The 16231-nt window shown below is 46.4% G+C and carries 10 protein-coding genes; 1 reads left to right on the forward strand and 9 read right to left on the reverse strand.

Annotated elements, in window-relative coordinates; all coding sequences use genetic code 11:
- Window positions 1–17 precede the first annotated feature (17 nt).
- From NFI81_RS06770 to NFI81_RS06785, 4 genes are all read right to left on the reverse strand, one after another.
- The gene (locus tag NFI81_RS06770) at window positions 18–605 is read right to left on the reverse strand and encodes a Crp/Fnr family transcriptional regulator (RefSeq protein WP_234613284.1); all 588 of its coding nucleotides are present in this window, start codon (window positions 603–605) and stop codon (window positions 18–20) included.
- On the reverse strand, window positions 602–1006 hold the full coding sequence (locus tag NFI81_RS06775) for a VOC family protein (protein ID WP_234613283.1): 405 nt from the start codon (window positions 1004–1006) through the stop codon (window positions 602–604). Before NFI81_RS06775 ends, NFI81_RS06770 begins: the two co-directional genes overlap by 4 nt.
- A 107-nt stretch (window positions 1007–1113) precedes the next feature.
- Window positions 1114–2025, reverse strand: a complete 912-nt coding sequence (locus NFI81_RS06780) for a helix-turn-helix domain-containing protein (RefSeq protein ID WP_234613282.1) — start codon at window positions 2023–2025, stop codon at window positions 1114–1116.
- 3 nt (window positions 2026–2028) lie between these two features.
- Entirely contained in the window at window positions 2029–3036 is a 1008-nt protein-coding gene (locus tag NFI81_RS06785; protein ID WP_234613281.1) for an aldo/keto reductase, read from the reverse strand.
- A gap of 158 nt (window positions 3037–3194) precedes the next feature.
- On the opposite strand from NFI81_RS06785, the gene NFI81_RS06790 reads away from it, so the two are divergent.
- Window positions 3195–5975, forward strand: a complete 2781-nt coding sequence (locus NFI81_RS06790; protein WP_234613280.1) for a vWA domain-containing protein — start codon at window positions 3195–3197, stop codon at window positions 5973–5975.
- Between the two features lie 42 nt (window positions 5976–6017).
- Here NFI81_RS06790 and NFI81_RS06795 read toward each other — a convergent pair whose 3' ends face one another.
- The 5 genes from NFI81_RS06795 to NFI81_RS06815 form a co-directional block, all read right to left on the reverse strand.
- Window positions 6018–8225, reverse strand: a complete 2208-nt coding sequence (locus NFI81_RS06795) for a xanthine dehydrogenase family protein molybdopterin-binding subunit (protein WP_234613279.1) — start codon at window positions 8223–8225, stop codon at window positions 6018–6020.
- Between the two features lie 8 nt (window positions 8226–8233).
- Entirely contained in the window at window positions 8234–8695 is a 462-nt protein-coding gene (locus tag NFI81_RS06800; protein ID WP_234613278.1) for a (2Fe-2S)-binding protein, read from the reverse strand.
- A gap of 174 nt (window positions 8696–8869) precedes the next feature.
- Window positions 8870–9595, reverse strand: a complete 726-nt coding sequence (locus NFI81_RS06805) for a LytR/AlgR family response regulator transcription factor (RefSeq protein ID WP_234613276.1) — start codon at window positions 9593–9595, stop codon at window positions 8870–8872.
- Window positions 9596–9603: 8 nt separating this feature from the next.
- A complete protein-coding gene (locus tag NFI81_RS06810) occupies window positions 9604–10656 on the reverse strand; it encodes a sensor histidine kinase (RefSeq protein WP_234613274.1) in 1053 nt (350 codons plus the stop codon).
- Between the two features lie 105 nt (window positions 10657–10761).
- Window positions 10762–16131: a S8 family serine peptidase gene (locus tag NFI81_RS06815; protein ID WP_234613273.1), complete on the reverse strand. Its 5370-nt coding sequence runs from the start codon at window positions 16129–16131 to the stop codon at window positions 10762–10764.
- Window positions 16132–16231 lie beyond the last annotated feature (100 nt).

The following is a 16231-nucleotide window of genomic DNA, read 5'->3' on the forward strand; positions in this document are numbered from 1 at the left end:
ATGTTGATGCCTGAAGATTATTTTTGGGAGCGGATACGGCTGAGCTGTGTAGGCGTAATGCCCAGGTAAGAAGCAATTTCATGTTGTTTTAGCCGATCCTCCAATGCCGGATGCGAACGCAAAAAATGGGCGTACTTGACACTGGCCGTGTCGTAGCGAAATGAGATTTCAAGCGGCTCCTTTTCGATGATCCAATGCAGCTCCATGTAACTGATATAGAATGCCGCAATGTCTTCATATTCCAAGGTCAGCTTTTTAAATTGGGCAAAGTCATATTCCCATACCACGCTATTCTCCAATGCCTTAATAGTAAAAATGCTCGGTTCTTTTTTCAGCATGGCCACTACCGAAGCAGCAAACTGAGACTCCATGAAAAATTTTTTGATAACTACATTCCCGTCGGACGCCGTAAAATATTGGGAAAACAAGCCCTCTGCTATGAACGAGACTTTGCGCGGAACCTGTCCTTCCGATATCAGGAAATCGTTTTTTTTATACACTTTCCTCACAAGCAGTTTGGCCCAGGCCGCTTCCGCTTCCTGGGTCAACTGCGTGTATTGGCTGACTTTCTTAAAAAACACCTCCATTTCTGTTTTAACCATCATTCAGGGGTCTGAGATTCATCCATATAAATGATTTCCCACTGGTGCCCGTCGAGGTCAGCGAAACTATGCTGATACATCCAACCGTGATCCTGCGCTTCCCGGTAAATTGAGGCGCCGGCATCCTCGGCTTTTGCTACAAGATCGATCACTTCCTCGCGCGATGCCGCGTCCAGCGCAATAAGCACTTCAGTGGTTTTTGTCGCATCGGCAACCGGCTTGTTTGTGAAAGTTTTGAAATAGTCATTGGTCAGCAGCATGCAAAAAATACTGTCGCTGATAACCAAACAGGCCGCGTTTTCGTCCGAAAATTGCTCGTTGACACTGTAACCAAGCTTAGTGAAAAACGCCCTGGATTTCACTAAGTCATTAACCGGTAAATTGATAAATACTTTCGTTGCCATTGTTTGCTTTGTTTGTTTGGTACAATGCAAAATTGTTCCAACTTTTCACCCAAAACATTTACAAATGTTGACGGTCAGAAAATATTTGCGCAATATCAAATTAAAAATCAATTGAATGACTGCCTGAATTCCAATGGGGAAAGTGCGGTCTTGCGTTTGAAAATTTTATTGAAAGACTGCGGATGCTCAAATCCCAGTTGATAGGCAATCTCGGCAATGGATAAATTTGTGGTACTTAGAATGCCTTTGGCCTTGTCAATGAGCTTGTTATGAATGTGTTGCTGGGTATTCTGTCCCGTGTACGTACGCAACATGTCGCTCAGATAATCGGGTGAAACATTTAGTTTCAACGCAACATCCTTCACCGTTGGCAATGCGAGATTCGCGTTATTATTGAAATGTTCGTCCAGCAGTTCTTCGAGCTTCACAAGCAGATCACTATGCGCGGCTTTGCGGGTTATAAATTGCCTGTGATAGAAACGGTCGGCGTAATTCAGCAGCACTTCGATCTGCGAAATGATGACGCGCTGACTGAAATTGTCAATATTGGCCTTGTATTCCTGCTCAATATTTTCCAGGATATTGTAAATCACATTTTCTTCCTTTTTGGACAAATAAAGTGCCTCATTGACCGCATAGGAGAAATATTTGTAATTTTTGATCTCCTTCGCCAGCGGATACCCAAGCAGAAAATCGGCATGAAACATCAGCATAAATCCAGAGCAAGGGCGGTCATTCCGTTCCTCCCAGCAAAGTTGACCGGGAGAAATGAATGATAAAACGCCCTCGTCAAAATCATAGTAACTCTGCCCGTAACGGACCTTACCCTGAAAATCCTTCTTAACAGCGATCATATAAAAATCCAGCACGCAGCCGTCGCTCATATCGACGGGAGAATTGAAGATTTCATCAAACCGCACAACGCTCACCATCGGATGCTCTATTTCCTTGATCCCATACATGCGATGGATTTCGCCGATTGAGCTGATTACCAAAGGATTATTTCTTTGCTTTTTCATATTTTATTCGTCAATCCAGCCCATGCCCGCTTCGTCGTAACGCGCTCCCGTAACGCCAAGCGGTACAATGCTTTCCAGGTTTGCCACTTCCGTTTCAGTTAATACAATGTTTGCGGCTGCAATGTTCTCTTCAATGTATTTTACCCGCTTCGTGCCGGGAATAGGCAAATGGCCTTTTGCAATGATCCAGGCAATCGCAAGCTGAGAAGCCGTCACGCCTTTTTCCAAAGCCATCTTTTCTATCGCTTCTGCCAGTTCCAGGTTTTTGTAAAACTGCTCGCCCTGAAAACGCGGGATTGAACGTCTGAAATCATCAGCAGGAAAATCGTCCGGGCTTTTGATCCGCTCACCGGAAATAAATCCGCGTCCCAGCGGCGAATACGCCACAAAACCAATGCCTAATTGCTGCAATGTATCCAAAATGCCTGCCTCTTCAACCGTCCTTTCAAACAGTGAATATTCTGTTTGCAATGCCGTGATCGGATGCGTTGCGTGTGCTTTTTGAAGCGTTTGGGACGAAACCTCCGAAAGTCCAAGATAGCCAACTTTTCCTTCTTTAACCAGATCAGCCATTGCGCCTACGGTGTCTTCAACAGGCACTTCGGGATCCAGGCGGTGCAGATAATACAGGTCAATGTAATCTGTTCCTAAATTTTTCAATGACCGCTCAATGGACTTTTTGACATAATCCACTTTACCATTGAATTTCCAGGTAAGCTGCTCGTTATCATCAATTTCAAAACCAAATTTGGTGGCGATAATGTAACTGTCGCGGTTGCCTTCGATGGCTTTGGCAATGAGCCGTTCGTTCAATAGTGGCCCGTAAAGGTCTGCGGTGTCAAGAAAATTTCCACCCAGTTCGAGGGAGCGGTGAATGCTTCGGATTGCCTCGCCTTCATCTGCTTTCCCGTAAATGTCTGCACCCGCAATCTGGGTCATGCCCATGCAACCAAGTCCTATATTGGGCACAACTAAGCCCTGGCTTCCTAAATTAACTTTTTTAATGCTCATCTTTTTGTGCTTTTAGTACATGACAAAACTACCGTACGATAAAAAACTTCATGTATCCAAATCAGGGAAGGTTGTATCCAAAAGCCGGGACAACATTTTTCCACGAATTTTCCGACATTCGTTCATCAAAAATCTATACACCGCATACTTTATTGAACATGAAATTTTGTTTGCTGCTCCTCTTCATTTCCGTTGCCCGATACTCCATAGTTCGTGCGCAAACGGAGGCTCCCATTCAATCGCTTAATCATTATGTAACGTTTTTAGACGAGTCGTCAAAAGTGCTGATCGGGCGTTTTAAAATGTTGGCAGATTATCAGGCTGAGGTAAATCAATACAAGAAAAAGCCTGTTTCTGCACTTAGGCTGCCATCTTCGGGTCCTTTGGAAGAGTATTATTTCAAGAAAGCATTATCGGGGAATGGTTTGGCAGGCGCGGAGATGGACCGGCTGAACAAAGGCGCGCGGGCAATCTGGGAGTTGCTGAATGACTTGGATATGGCCTGCAAACAACTGGAAACGCATGTTCATTTGAAAGCCTATCAGAACGATAACTTGAAACAATCCGACGAATATGTTACGAAAATTCAGGGAATGTTTGAGCAGTTTAGTCAGGAAAAGGATGCGTTTTATCTGCAAGTGCAGCAAGCATATCGGAAGCGTCAACCCTACTCGGCGACTGATCGTTACCTGGTTACCGAAAAAGCGATGGAGCAAGTGATCCTCAGCCAGCATCAGTTACTGGACTCGCTGCCCTATTATCTCGATGAGGAAAACCGTGCTGACTGGCCTGTTGAAACTGTGCGACGAAGTATGCTGGCTGATGAAAAATTTTTAGTAACCATTGGCAACACGCAGGCCAAGCTGGAATATCCGGCTTCGGATATGCTGAGTTCATTTAAATCGGCCATTGCCTCCATGCAATCGTTAAAGAGCAGGGCGATTGATAATTACACATTTGCAGCAAAACAATCTGCTGAGCATGGCAATGAGTCTTATATGCTGTTAATGAACCAGTTCAATCAGGATTTGCTGGCATTTCATAAGTCTTTCGTCAATTATGCGCAAAGCCAGCGGCGGCTGCTTTACTATCCTGCATTTTCCCCGGTTTTTTCGAAAGAGAAAGCTGCGAAAACAGCCAGGAAACTAGCCGAGACTGCGCCATTTGAAGACAAACCACTTTTATCTTTTAACATAAAAAAGGCCAGCGCACCTGCTTCGCCAGCGTTGATTCGCACATTGAACGACTACATTGAATTCGTGAATGAATCTTTGCAACAAATGCACTCGTTGCAGCTAACACTCCGCAATTATCAATCTTCTGCTGAATATTATCGCGCCCCGGGTAAAAGTAGTTCCCGCGCCAACCTGGCATATTCGCATGACCAATTCAAGATCCCGGCATCGGCTTATGCATTGTTAATGACTTCGAGTGCAACTGTCCCCGAGCCATATCGTGCAGCTATCAACAGGCAAACCGAAGTCCTGATGAATGTGCTGAAAGAAATGGATGACCTGAGCATCGAACTGATTGCTTACACTTCCAAAAAGCAATATTTGAATGATCAATTGCAGCGGTCGGATGCCATACTAGATCGTTACTTGACGCTTTTTGACACATTTGATAGAAAGAAAGAACAGCTTTATAATGACGTCCGCCGCATTTTCGAAGTTTATCCAAATGCGGATCCGAAAAATTCGTGGATTGTTGCCGGCAAGGCTTTACAAAACACAATGGACGATGACCGGGATGTTCTGTTCGGTGTCAAAGCATTATTAAGGCAGGAAATTGCCGAAATTCCAGCCACGGTAAAAATCGAAGACGATGCGCAGCAACTGATCGCTGACGAATATCAGAATTTGAAGGGATTGCAGCGTTATGGTCGCAGTAATGGCCTTTGCCCCTATTCGCCCTATGAAGATCTGGCCGGTAATTCGGCGCGGTTTGCCGAGTTGACGAAGAAGGTAAAAAACGTTTCGCCAAGCTCCACGCGGCACCCGTTTGAGTCCTTTTATTATTTCTACAACAATGAGCTGGTTTATCAATACAACAAGTTCGTTGAACTGTCGAAAGGCGGTTTGCTCAAAGTCGTTAACCAGCCCGATTTGTTTGTTTTTGCAAGAACTGACAAATCAAAAGCAACAAATCCACTTAAAGCGACGCAGCCTGAACCGATCCGGAAAGAAGCGGTTAACGATCCTGACCCTGAGATTGCTGCCGCAGGAAAATCTAAAAATCAAGCGAATCCAACCGAAAACCCGGCAGCTTCCATTACGACGCAAGTTTTGCAGCCAAAAACCGACACTGTTTACGTCGAGCGCCTCCGTGTCGACACTGTTTTTGTGGATAGAGCCATTACAAATCAGCAGGTTACACGATCATTGGATGGGTTTGCCGCCAACAATATGGTGCTTTTGCTGGATGTTTCTTCCTCCATGAACTCGCCTTACAAAATGCCGCTGCTGAAACATTCTATCAAATCCATGTTGACATTACTGCGGCCGGAAGACCAGATTTCCATTGTGCTGTATTCCGGCAAAGCGCGCGTTGTGTTGAAACCAACCTCGGGTTCCAAATCGGCGGAAATCGCAAGAATGATCGATCTGTTGCAGTCAGATGGGGATACGGACGGTAATGAGGGAATACGGCTGGCATATAAGACGGCTAACAAACAATACATCCGCGGCGGGAATAACCGGATCATTCTCGCCACAGATGGCGAATTTCCGGTCAGTGATGAAGTGATGCAAATGATCGGCCAAAATGCGCGCCAGGACCTTTACCTGACCATTTTAACATTTGGCAGAAATGCACACACAGGCCAGAAACTTAAAAAGCTAAGCCAGATCGGCAAAGGGTCTTACGCCCACGTCACCCAAGAAAGTGCTGATCTGCAACTCATTCTGGAAGCGCAGGGCAAGAAGCTGGCAACAGAGTAATATTTTGGTTATTTCGATATACTGAAGTGCTCATTGCAGCATTTAACTCGATGTAATGTCGTGCAATGCAAGTGGAATTTTCCTGATCCGTTTGCCCGATGCCGCGTAAATGGCATTAAGGACAGCAGGGACGCCTAGCGGGCTCGAAATCTCCCCTACGCCACCCGGCTTGTCCTCAGTGGTGGCCACAAAATGAACTTCCATCGGCGGGCATTCATACATTCTCAGCAATTTGTTTTCATGAAAATTGGTATGCACTGCGCGCCCATTTTTGATCGGTAAACCACCGTAATACAGCGCCGTTAAGCTCCAAACAATGCCTCCGATAAGCTGATTTTCCACCCCCGACTGATTGATAACCCTGCCGCAATCCACCGCAATGGTGATTTTGTTGATCGTTAATTTTTGGTCCTGCATGGTAACGTCCGCGATCACAGCACAATAATTGTTTCCATAAGGACTCACTGCAATACCTTTTCCCTGCCCCGGTTTCAACTTTTCACCCCATTTCGCCTTTTCCGCGGCGAGGTTCAATACATTCAAAATCCTCGAACCATGCACTGGTTCTGCATCGCCCACGAACACATCACGACCGCCTTTCAATAGTGACAAGCGGAATTCCAGCGGATCCTTTTTCAGTTCTGCGGCAATTTCATCGATAAAACATTCCCCATAAAACCGCCCGTGACCATCCACACCGCGCCAGGCCGAAGAATGTACAAGTTCCTCGTCGATCATGTCCTCAAAATCGTAACGAACATTGGGAATGTCATAGGCCATGGACGGGAGTTTGGGATCGGTGTATTTTGCGGCCCAGGTGTAAGTCCTGATTTCCTTTTCGTACCAGGCGTACAGATTATTTTCCTTATCAAGCGCGGCCTGATACTCCATATGTTGGTAAAGATGGCCCAAATTGCATTGATGGTCGTCCTCTCGCGTCCAAACCATTTTCACAGGCACATGACCCGCTTCTTTGGAAATAAATGCAGCCTCCAAAGCCATATCGGGATAATATCTGCGGCCAAAACCACCGCCGGAAGGGAACAAATTGATTTTAATCTGATCGCTGGAAAACCCGAACACGCGGCGTATTTCGTTGTCGATCAGGTGAGGTGCCTGGGATCCGATCCAGATTTCGCAATCATTTTCCCCGACGTGCGCTGTGCAGTTCAGCGGCTCCATACAGGAATGCAGCTGCTGCGGATACACATATGATGCGCGCAATGTCTTCCGGATGTGCCCCAGATTGGAGACGGCATTCTCATCTCCGGTGTAACCTGTCGGATCGGTACGGTGCGTCGCCTTTTTCCAGGCCATTTTCTCAAAATCCTCTGAACTCAGGTTACCATTGATGCCGTCGTCCCACTCGATGACGAGCTTTGCCTGCATTTGCTTAGCCGCCCAGAAAGAATCGGCCACAACCGCAACGCCTTCCCGGATATCATAAGGCATATAAGGCGCATTCATTTGCAATCCTGCAATGGGTTTGGTGTTAAAAACCTTTTTGGCGCCCTGAACTTTCATAGCTTCCGTAGCATCGAAATTTTTAAGCTTGCCTTTGAAAACGGGGCAGCGGGCGATGAGTGCATACAACATGCCAGGCACTTTCACGTCCAGACTGTATTTGATCTCGCCTGTCACGATGCCGGGAATGAGCTTGGCCGTTTTGGGCTTGCCTATGAGCTGATATTTGTCTGGTTCCTTGAGTTTAACCTCCGTCGGGACTGCTTCCTCGGACGCAGCGCTGGCTAATTCTCCAAATGACAGCTTTTTAGAAGATCCTTTGCGCAAGACAAAACCGTTTTCGGCATAGCAATTTTCGGCTTGCGTTTTCCATTGTTTGGCGGCTGCAGCGATGAGCATTTCCCTTGCGGCGGCGCCTGCATTGCGCAAGAGGTCCCATTGGTAAATGATCGTGCAGCTTCCGCCCGTGTCATGCCCTCCGTTTTTATCGTTCTGATATCTTTTCATATCGGCTCGGGGAAAGTCTATGGTCACTTTTTCCCAATCCGCACAAAGTTCTTCTGCCAGGATCTGGGCCATGGCAGTAGAAACACCCTGCCCCATTTCATGCTTTACAAACTGATAAAGGACATCGCCCTGATTATTGATTTTGATAAAATCCCCTAAAATTCCGGGAGCCGTCGCTCCCTGCTTGCAGACTATAATGCCGTTGGAAGAAGCATTAATTGAAAGAACAAGCCCGCCGCTGAGGAGGCCGGCGGAACGGATAAAATCTCTTCTTTGCATTTGGTTGATTATTTTCTGGCTAATGATGCTTGCTTAATCGCCTGATGAATGCGCTGGTAAGTGCCGCAGCGACATAAATTACCCGACATGCCAATCGTAATATCTGCATCCGAAGGTTGGGGATTTTGCATTAAAAGTGCGGCAGCATTCATGATCTGACCGGCCTGACAATATCCGCATTGAGGCACATCCCGTTCCTTCCAGGCCACTTGCAATGGATGGTTTCCGTCGGTCGAAAGCCCTTCAATGGTGGTTATCTTTTGATTTCGGACCGCGCTTACGGGAATGGTGCATGAACGGACGGCGTGACCATCTAAGTGGACAGTGCAGGCACCGCATTGCCCGATTCCACAGCCGTATTTTGTGCCTGTCAGCCCTACGAAATCACGGATTACCCAGAGCAGCGGCATTTCCGGATCTACGTCGGGTTGGTAAGTGCTTGAATTAATCTGGATCTTGATCTTCGCCATGAGTATAAAAATGATCGCCGTAGCATGGTACAGCGCATGTTTTTATACAAATCAATCAAAAAACAACATACAGAAACGGACTATTGGACCAGCGAATTCCTCCTTCGACAGACAATGCATTACACTTACAAAAGGCGTTTGTCGGACAGGCAATGGTTTTGCAAAAGGCTGAATTCAGGATTGCATCACATTGAATTTATTAAGTGCTTTGATCGTCTCATTTTTGTAGTTCCGCCCGATCGGGATCAGGTGTTCCCTTATCTTAACGGTTTGCGGCGTGAATGTGATGATCTGGTCAAATGGCACAATGTAGGAGCGGTGAACGCGGATGAATTTGTTTTCGGGCAACTTCTGTTCGAGATAGCTGATCTTGTTGTAGGAAATGATCTGGCTGTTCAAGGTTTTCACCCGCACATAATCCCGCAGACTTTCAATGTATAGAATGTCTTTCAGATAAACCTTAACCATCTCACGTTCAGCGCGCAGGAAAATGTAAGAAGCTTCGAAATTGTGGAGCAGGTTATAGTCCGTGGCCAATTGCCCTTCGGGCGCTTTGAAATTAAAAACTTTGCTGATTGCTTTAAAAAACCGTTCGAATGTGATTGGTTTTAACAGATAATCAACCACATCCAGATCAAATGCTTCTATTGCATAATCGCGGTAAGCGGTGGTGAAAATGACTTTCGTTTTAATCGACAACGACTTCATGAGGTCAATTCCGGTAATTTTGGGCATTTGAATGTCCAGGAACAGCAAGTCAACCGGATGTGCATTCAGGTAAGCCATTGCCTCAACGGCGTTTGAACACGACTTTGCAAGCACCAGGCCGTCCACACGCTCAATATAGGATTTGATCAAATCGGATGCTAACGGTTCATCATCTACGACCAGGCAATTCATAGGGCTAGTTAGAGTTTGATTTTCAGAATGATCAGGTAGGTTTCCTCATCCACAATGTGCAGGTCGTAACGATCTTTGTAAATCAGTTCGAGGCGTTTTTTAACATTGAGCAATCCAATGCCACCCACCGCACTCTTCGCAGCATCGGCTTCTATTTTGCCTTTACTGTTTTCAACCTTGATAATAAGCTGATTATCACTTGTTAAAATATCAATATTAACCCAAACTTTTCCAATTTCATTAATAAAGCCGTGCTTAAAGCTGTTTTCTATGAAAGGCAGAATAAGCAGCGGCGCAATGCTGATGTGGTCAATGTTGTTAAAAACATTCAAAGAAACATCCAGACGCTCCTCATAACGGATCTTTTCGAGCGTAATGTAATTCTCGATATAGTCAATTTCCATTTGCAAAGGAACGGTCGTTTTGTTGCTGTCGTAAAGCATGTAACTCAGCAATTGCGACAGCTTATAGACGATCTCCGGCGCTTTTTTCGATTCTGTAACTGTCAGGGAATAAAGGTTATTTAGTGTGTTGAACAAAAAGTGCGGATGGATCTGCGCTTTGAGCAACTTCAATTCTGCTTCCAGCTTTTCGTTTCGCAGCTGCTGTTTTTCCTGCTGACTTACATACCATTGTTTCGCCAGATGCACCACAACCACAATGGCCACAACGGAATAAACGCCAAACGTTTCAATGATCACTTTGGGCGGATAAAACAATGGGACGCTGGTGCCGTTGGGATAAAAATGCGGGTAAATGACCGTGTAACTGACCGTCCGCTGCAGACAACCAAAAAATATGATGGAGAGAACGAGATATGAATAAAAACGGACAGGATCACTTTTTTCGTTGTAAATGCGCCGTAACAGATACAATGTAAAATATGCTGCGATCATTTTCACGGGCATCGCCATCGCTGCTATCGCTATACGTGCGGCCGGATCTTGTTCGATGATAGAAGAAATGGGCCCGTCGTACAGATAATAGGCGAGCCAGAACAGGAAATGCCTGAGCAGTCGTTTTGGCAAATCGTAACGGGGCGAAGCAATGAATGATTTCATATTGCCGGTTAAACCTGCAAAATAACTGAATACGCATTGAGCCATTCGCAAATTTCGACAAGCAACATATTAGGCTTACAAATGGCGAGGCAAACGCTGCATTCGCTATTTCATAATGACTTTAAATGTCTGTTCAGCGTCCTTTGATATAACCTGAATGAGATACAAACCGGAGCTGATGTCCTTCGGCGAAAGCAATATTTCCTGCTTCTGCACTGAGCCAGTTGCATTAACCACGGCGCTTCTGACCAGTTTGCCGTTGAGGTCATGTACATTAAACTTCATATTTTCTCCCTTATTTGCCTTGAACTCAATGTTGAACTTGCCGTCGGAAGGATTAGGGAAAACGCGCCAGGATTGTTGCTGCACGAAATTTACAGCGCGAACGGCCGAGTAACGAACACTTTTATCCGTATCGGTCAGGGCCAGGCGATAATAGTAAATGACGCTTTCCTTGGGAGAACGGTCCGTAAATGTATAGGTGTTTTGCACGGATGATTCGCCCGCTCCTTTCAGCGTTGCCACTTTTACAAACTCGTTTTTCAGCATCTTCTGATTTCCCTCGGCCATTTCGATTTCGAAGTGACTGAATGATTTTTCAGACGCCGTTTTCCAGTCGAGCCGGGCATGATCTGAGCCATCTGCAGCATTGACTTTCTTGGCTGAGAAGCCGATCAGTTCAACGGGCAATGGTGTTCCCGTGCCAACGAATTCTTTACCAAACCAGAATTCGGAGAATGTCTTGGTTTTAAACTCTAAATAATAACCCTGTCCGAAAGGCACCTTACTAATGGCCGTTTTTGGATAAAAAGCCCAGGTTGCATCCCCGTTGTTCATCAAATTACCGTCTTCGTTCACACCGGAATATTTGGTAATGCCCAGCTCGTACGCGGATTGCGGTTTTTCGACATTTTTTACAACAGGCGCCCCGATCAGTTTTTCAACCTCCTTATCCGTAAAATAAAGCCGCACACTCACGAAATTAGACAGATTTTTATTGGTTGTGCTAATGATGAAATTCCGGTTCATATAATGCTGACCGTTATTGTTCTTGATCGTGCCGTCATTCAGAAAGGTCTGCAACGAAACTACGCCCATATCCTGCGCGTGCGGGTTAATGGCCGCGAGAAGCCGATTATCTTGCAGGAAGAAATTCCAGTTATCCGCAACCAAACCAGACTGGTGCATACTCACGGAGCCGGGCGTCTGCGAGAAAATTTCCTGCGCGAGATCATAAACGTGAATGTCGTCAATAGCCAAACCCTCCCGGTTATTTTGCCCGTCTGTTTTAACCACAAATCGAATCCGGATCGTCTGATAACTATGGATAGGCAGTGGAATGGTGCTTACATGCCAGCGCGTGTAATCCTGCGCACTCCATACACCAAAGCCTCCCGTTTCTGCATTATACCAATTGGTTTCTGCTCCGCTCATGCCAAGCCTCTGCCAGCCGGCGCCCAGATTATACTCCACATAGGCCATGTCACAAACGCCACCCGGACAACTTGCAAAGTCTATGGATGTGCTGAAACTCAGCCGGGGATTTTGCATAAAAGGAATGTTGAAACAAGGCGAATAAAGATAGGAAAGCTCATTGCTGTTGTAATTTCCGGTCAGGCTTGTCTTCCAGGCTTTGGATCCGCTGGCCGCGCCTTTCGTTTTGGGGGCATTGGGTGTGCCAAACTGCCATGAATTATTGGTCCCTTCGCTGTACCAGCCACCTTCGCCGTTTTCGAAGTCCTGATGATACGGAAACTGCCCGATCTGCCCGCTGGTTTGCAGGACCACGTGCACCGTGTCGTTGTGATTGTTGATGTCGTTGGCCTTCTCAACCCAAACAGAGAAATTGTGCGTGCCGCTCACAAAAACGTCATAAGGATAGGCATAACTGATGTTCAGACTTTCGCCTTTACGGATAACTGGTATCCAGCCTGCGTAATTGGCGCTTTGGTTTCCGGCATATCGGACAGGAACATTAAAGCAATCGCTATCCCCATTGTTTTTGACAACAAGACTGAACTGGTTTTGTCCGCCGAAGTCGCAAGGCGAAATATTGGGAGCTATAATGTCCGTAATAGCCAGGTCGCTCATGGCTTTTAACAAACTGACGTCATCCAAAACAAGTCCGTCTTCCTGCTTGTTATAATCAGCCACCAGTGCCCATTTAACCTGAAAAGTAGCCGAATATTGCTGGCTGCTCTGTTTCAGTATATTGCTTAGTTCAATGGATACAAAGGAAAATCCCTTGTCGGTAACTTCGTCCTCCCGTACAAATAGCGCATAAGTAGAAATCCAGGAGTCATTTTCGCTTCCTCTCACATAAACATTGTAAGACTTGTTATAATCCGGCCCATTGACTTTATACCGAAAAGACAATCTCAATTCGTCCGAATCAATTTTATATTGGGATAGGTTGTAGGTGCCGGTAATGTTGGTTTCGTTTGATGTGGTCGTGGCGTTTTGAGCATCCACTGTCAGGGCTTTTGATCCTGAATAGGCCGCAACGGGCTCAACAAAAGTCCTTAACCGCCCGTCCGCAGTGGATTTTGTAAATACATAAGCGTCGGCACCAACCACTTCCTCCTTATCTGCAATAATCTGCTGACCTGCAACGGATTCGAAATTTTGGAAGTAAGGTAACGTCAGCACAGGATTAGGAAGCTGTTTGAATGTTTTGGTAAGCAGGTTATTTCCTTCCACCGGGTCACCGCTGTATTTTACCAAAACCTTCATCGGATAAGACCCGGGAGTGAGCATATTCGCTTCCTTATTGAATGTAAAATCAACGAAACCGCCGCCAGGAACAGCGGAAGCGACAGTTTCCCAATGCACAGGCGGATCGCCGCTTCCAATGGCATAACCGACCTGTACAGCGCCTGTGGTCGGCTGGTCATCCACATTTTTGATCCTTACTGTGATTTTTTGCGTCGCCGAAAGACTGGTCGAAGTAAACATTCTTCCCGATTCGGCAGGGGAAACAACAGATTCCACTTTAAGATCTTTGTCCGAAATGGTGCCAATGCAAGTTCCTGTATTCGGTCGGCGGGTGATGGCAACAGACCGTCTTCCGTTAATGGTGTCCTTCCGTGCCCTAACCGAAAAAATGTAGGTTGAATCCGTTGACAGTCCGCTGAAAAGGTATTTTAGTTCCGTAGTTTTCGCTACGGTTTTCATTTGCTCACCGTCGAGCATCATTACTTCATACTCCGTAGCGCCAGAAACGGCTGTCCACTGAATAGCCGCATAACCTTCGCATTGGGCCGGGCTTAAAGTGAGCGCGGGAAGTCCTAAAATTGTGAAAACGTCGCTTTCGCGGGTAATGCCGGTTTCATTCTGGATAATGCGTATTTTAGCCAAACGGGTCGTCGCGTCAGGAACCGTCCATGCCAGTTGCCGAAGATTGGCTGCTACATTTGGATTAATAGACGTCCAGGATTCACCATTATTAAACGAGTAAAGGATGTTGAATGTGCTTGTTTTGTTGCCATAAGAATCCCAGGAAATGTTAACTACATCGCCTTTCGCCAGACGCTCCGCACCAATGGGATAGGTGATCGTTGTAGCATTTTCGATGACGTCGTAAACCAGAAAATATTCCTGTGTGCCATCCGGAATTTTCTCAGCCAGGATTTTCAAAGAATAGTTGCCAGCCGCAGGTTTTTCAATCACAATCTGCTCCACATTATTAACAGAATCAACGCCCGTGATCGCGGCTGTTTCCGGGCTCGAAGACATAGGAAACTGGGGCAGTTTTGCAGACGAACCATTTGGTGTCAGCGTAAGATTCAGGTTATTAACCAAAGTTTTACCTCCTGCGAGGATCGACGGCGCCGGATCGTTCCAATACAACATTACTTTCAGCTCGGCTGTGTTGGCTGGGATGGTTATCTGGTGCACTTCGCTCGCCTTATGCGCCAGTGTTCCCGTGAAATAATGCTTTTTGTCCAGCATTGTCACTGAGCGGAGCAAATTCATATTCCCAAATCCGTAGCTGTAATCCGGGCCACCCATTCCGCGGTCTGCCGCACCGTTGCAAAGCAGGGCTTTCATGAGCGCATTTTTTGGATTATTCTGGTTATTCAGCTGTCTGTAACGCTGATAGAGCAGGGCTAGCCCGCCCACCACCGCAGGCGCGGCCATACTCGTTCCCGTTCCTGCCTGGTAATTATTCACAGGCACAGTGGAAACAATGCCCGTGCCGGGGGCCGTCAGTTCGGGTTTAATGCGTCCGTCCTGGACAGGCCCTTTGCTCGATGTTGGGAAAATGACGCCGTCGGTGTAGGTTTGGCCGACTGTGATTACATTTTTGGCAGACATATATTCGCCCAAAACATTCCCATAACCACCTGGAAATCCGTTACATGGCGCTGCTAACCCGCTGTTCCCGGCAGCAAAAACATGTTGCAGAAACGGCAGCTCAAATGCCTGCCTGTCCAGCACATACGAGTAAAATGTGTAAGAACCAAAGCCCGGACAACCGCCGCCACCTTCTCCGGGGGCGTACGAATTATTGGTTGCAACCATATTAAAATCCCGCACCAACGTGGCAGCATTTTTCCAAATCTCACTGTGCTCACGCGAGACAATGAGGGCTTTGGGTGCATAACCTTTGTATTTTTCATTGATGATCCCCGCCCCTGCCGCAATGCCCGTCATATGTTGTCCGTGCGCGTTGCTGGCCATGGGAACGTCGCTGATTATTCTTTTCCGAACGTCGGCATGCAGTTTTGGGTTGCCGTAATCCCCGATCCCGATGACAACGCCTTCCCCCGTCAAACTGTAACCGGCCAGCTTAGCTGAATGCAGCACATTGGCGCGGGTGGTGGTTGTGCTTTTATCCATCAGCGGCTCTTCCGGCTGCGGGATCAATTCTATGTACTGAATCCATGGAAAACGCGTGAACGCACGCAGGCTGTCTTTTGCTATCCTGACTTCCATGATCTGATACGCCTTTAATGCATCCGAAATGACTTCAATGCCACTTTGCGCCAGATTCTGGCTTATTTCCTCAAAAGAAAAAGAATGCGGAAAACTGATATTGACGTCCACCTTATCCGTTCCATGGGTGGCGTAATCGGGAATATTGTTGGTCAGGAGGATGGGCTGGATTTTTTGTTCGGGGTTGAGGAAAACCACTGACTTTGCACTTGTATTCTGCAACGTCGCCATATTGATCCCTTTGTTGGCAACGGCTGTGTATGCATTTTCCGGAATGTATTCCAAAAGCGTTATATCTGCATTTTGCAGCTTTTCTTTATCTGATTCCGATGGGATTCCACTGAACTGAATAATGATAAAAACCTGCTCTACGCCATCGGTTTTCCGGGCGTTTCCTTTTCCTGAACCAGCATTGATAATGTTATTTTCGGGAACGATCGGCCCATTTCTCAGATACAGCCTGGGCAAGGTTTTCTCCTGGGCATAAGCCTGAAAGCCAACCATTAACAGAAGAAGGATAGCGTATATTTTTATCATATTTGCGAGGAAGGAGAATGGTCCTCTGACCTGACGATCAAAGCCATACAAATAACGCAAATAGATCGCAATTGAAATAATCCGAAGCTTATAACCTAGG

The organism is Dyadobacter fanqingshengii (assembly GCF_023822005.2).
Taxonomy (GTDB): Bacteria; Bacteroidota; Bacteroidia; order Cytophagales; family Spirosomataceae; genus Dyadobacter; species Dyadobacter fanqingshengii.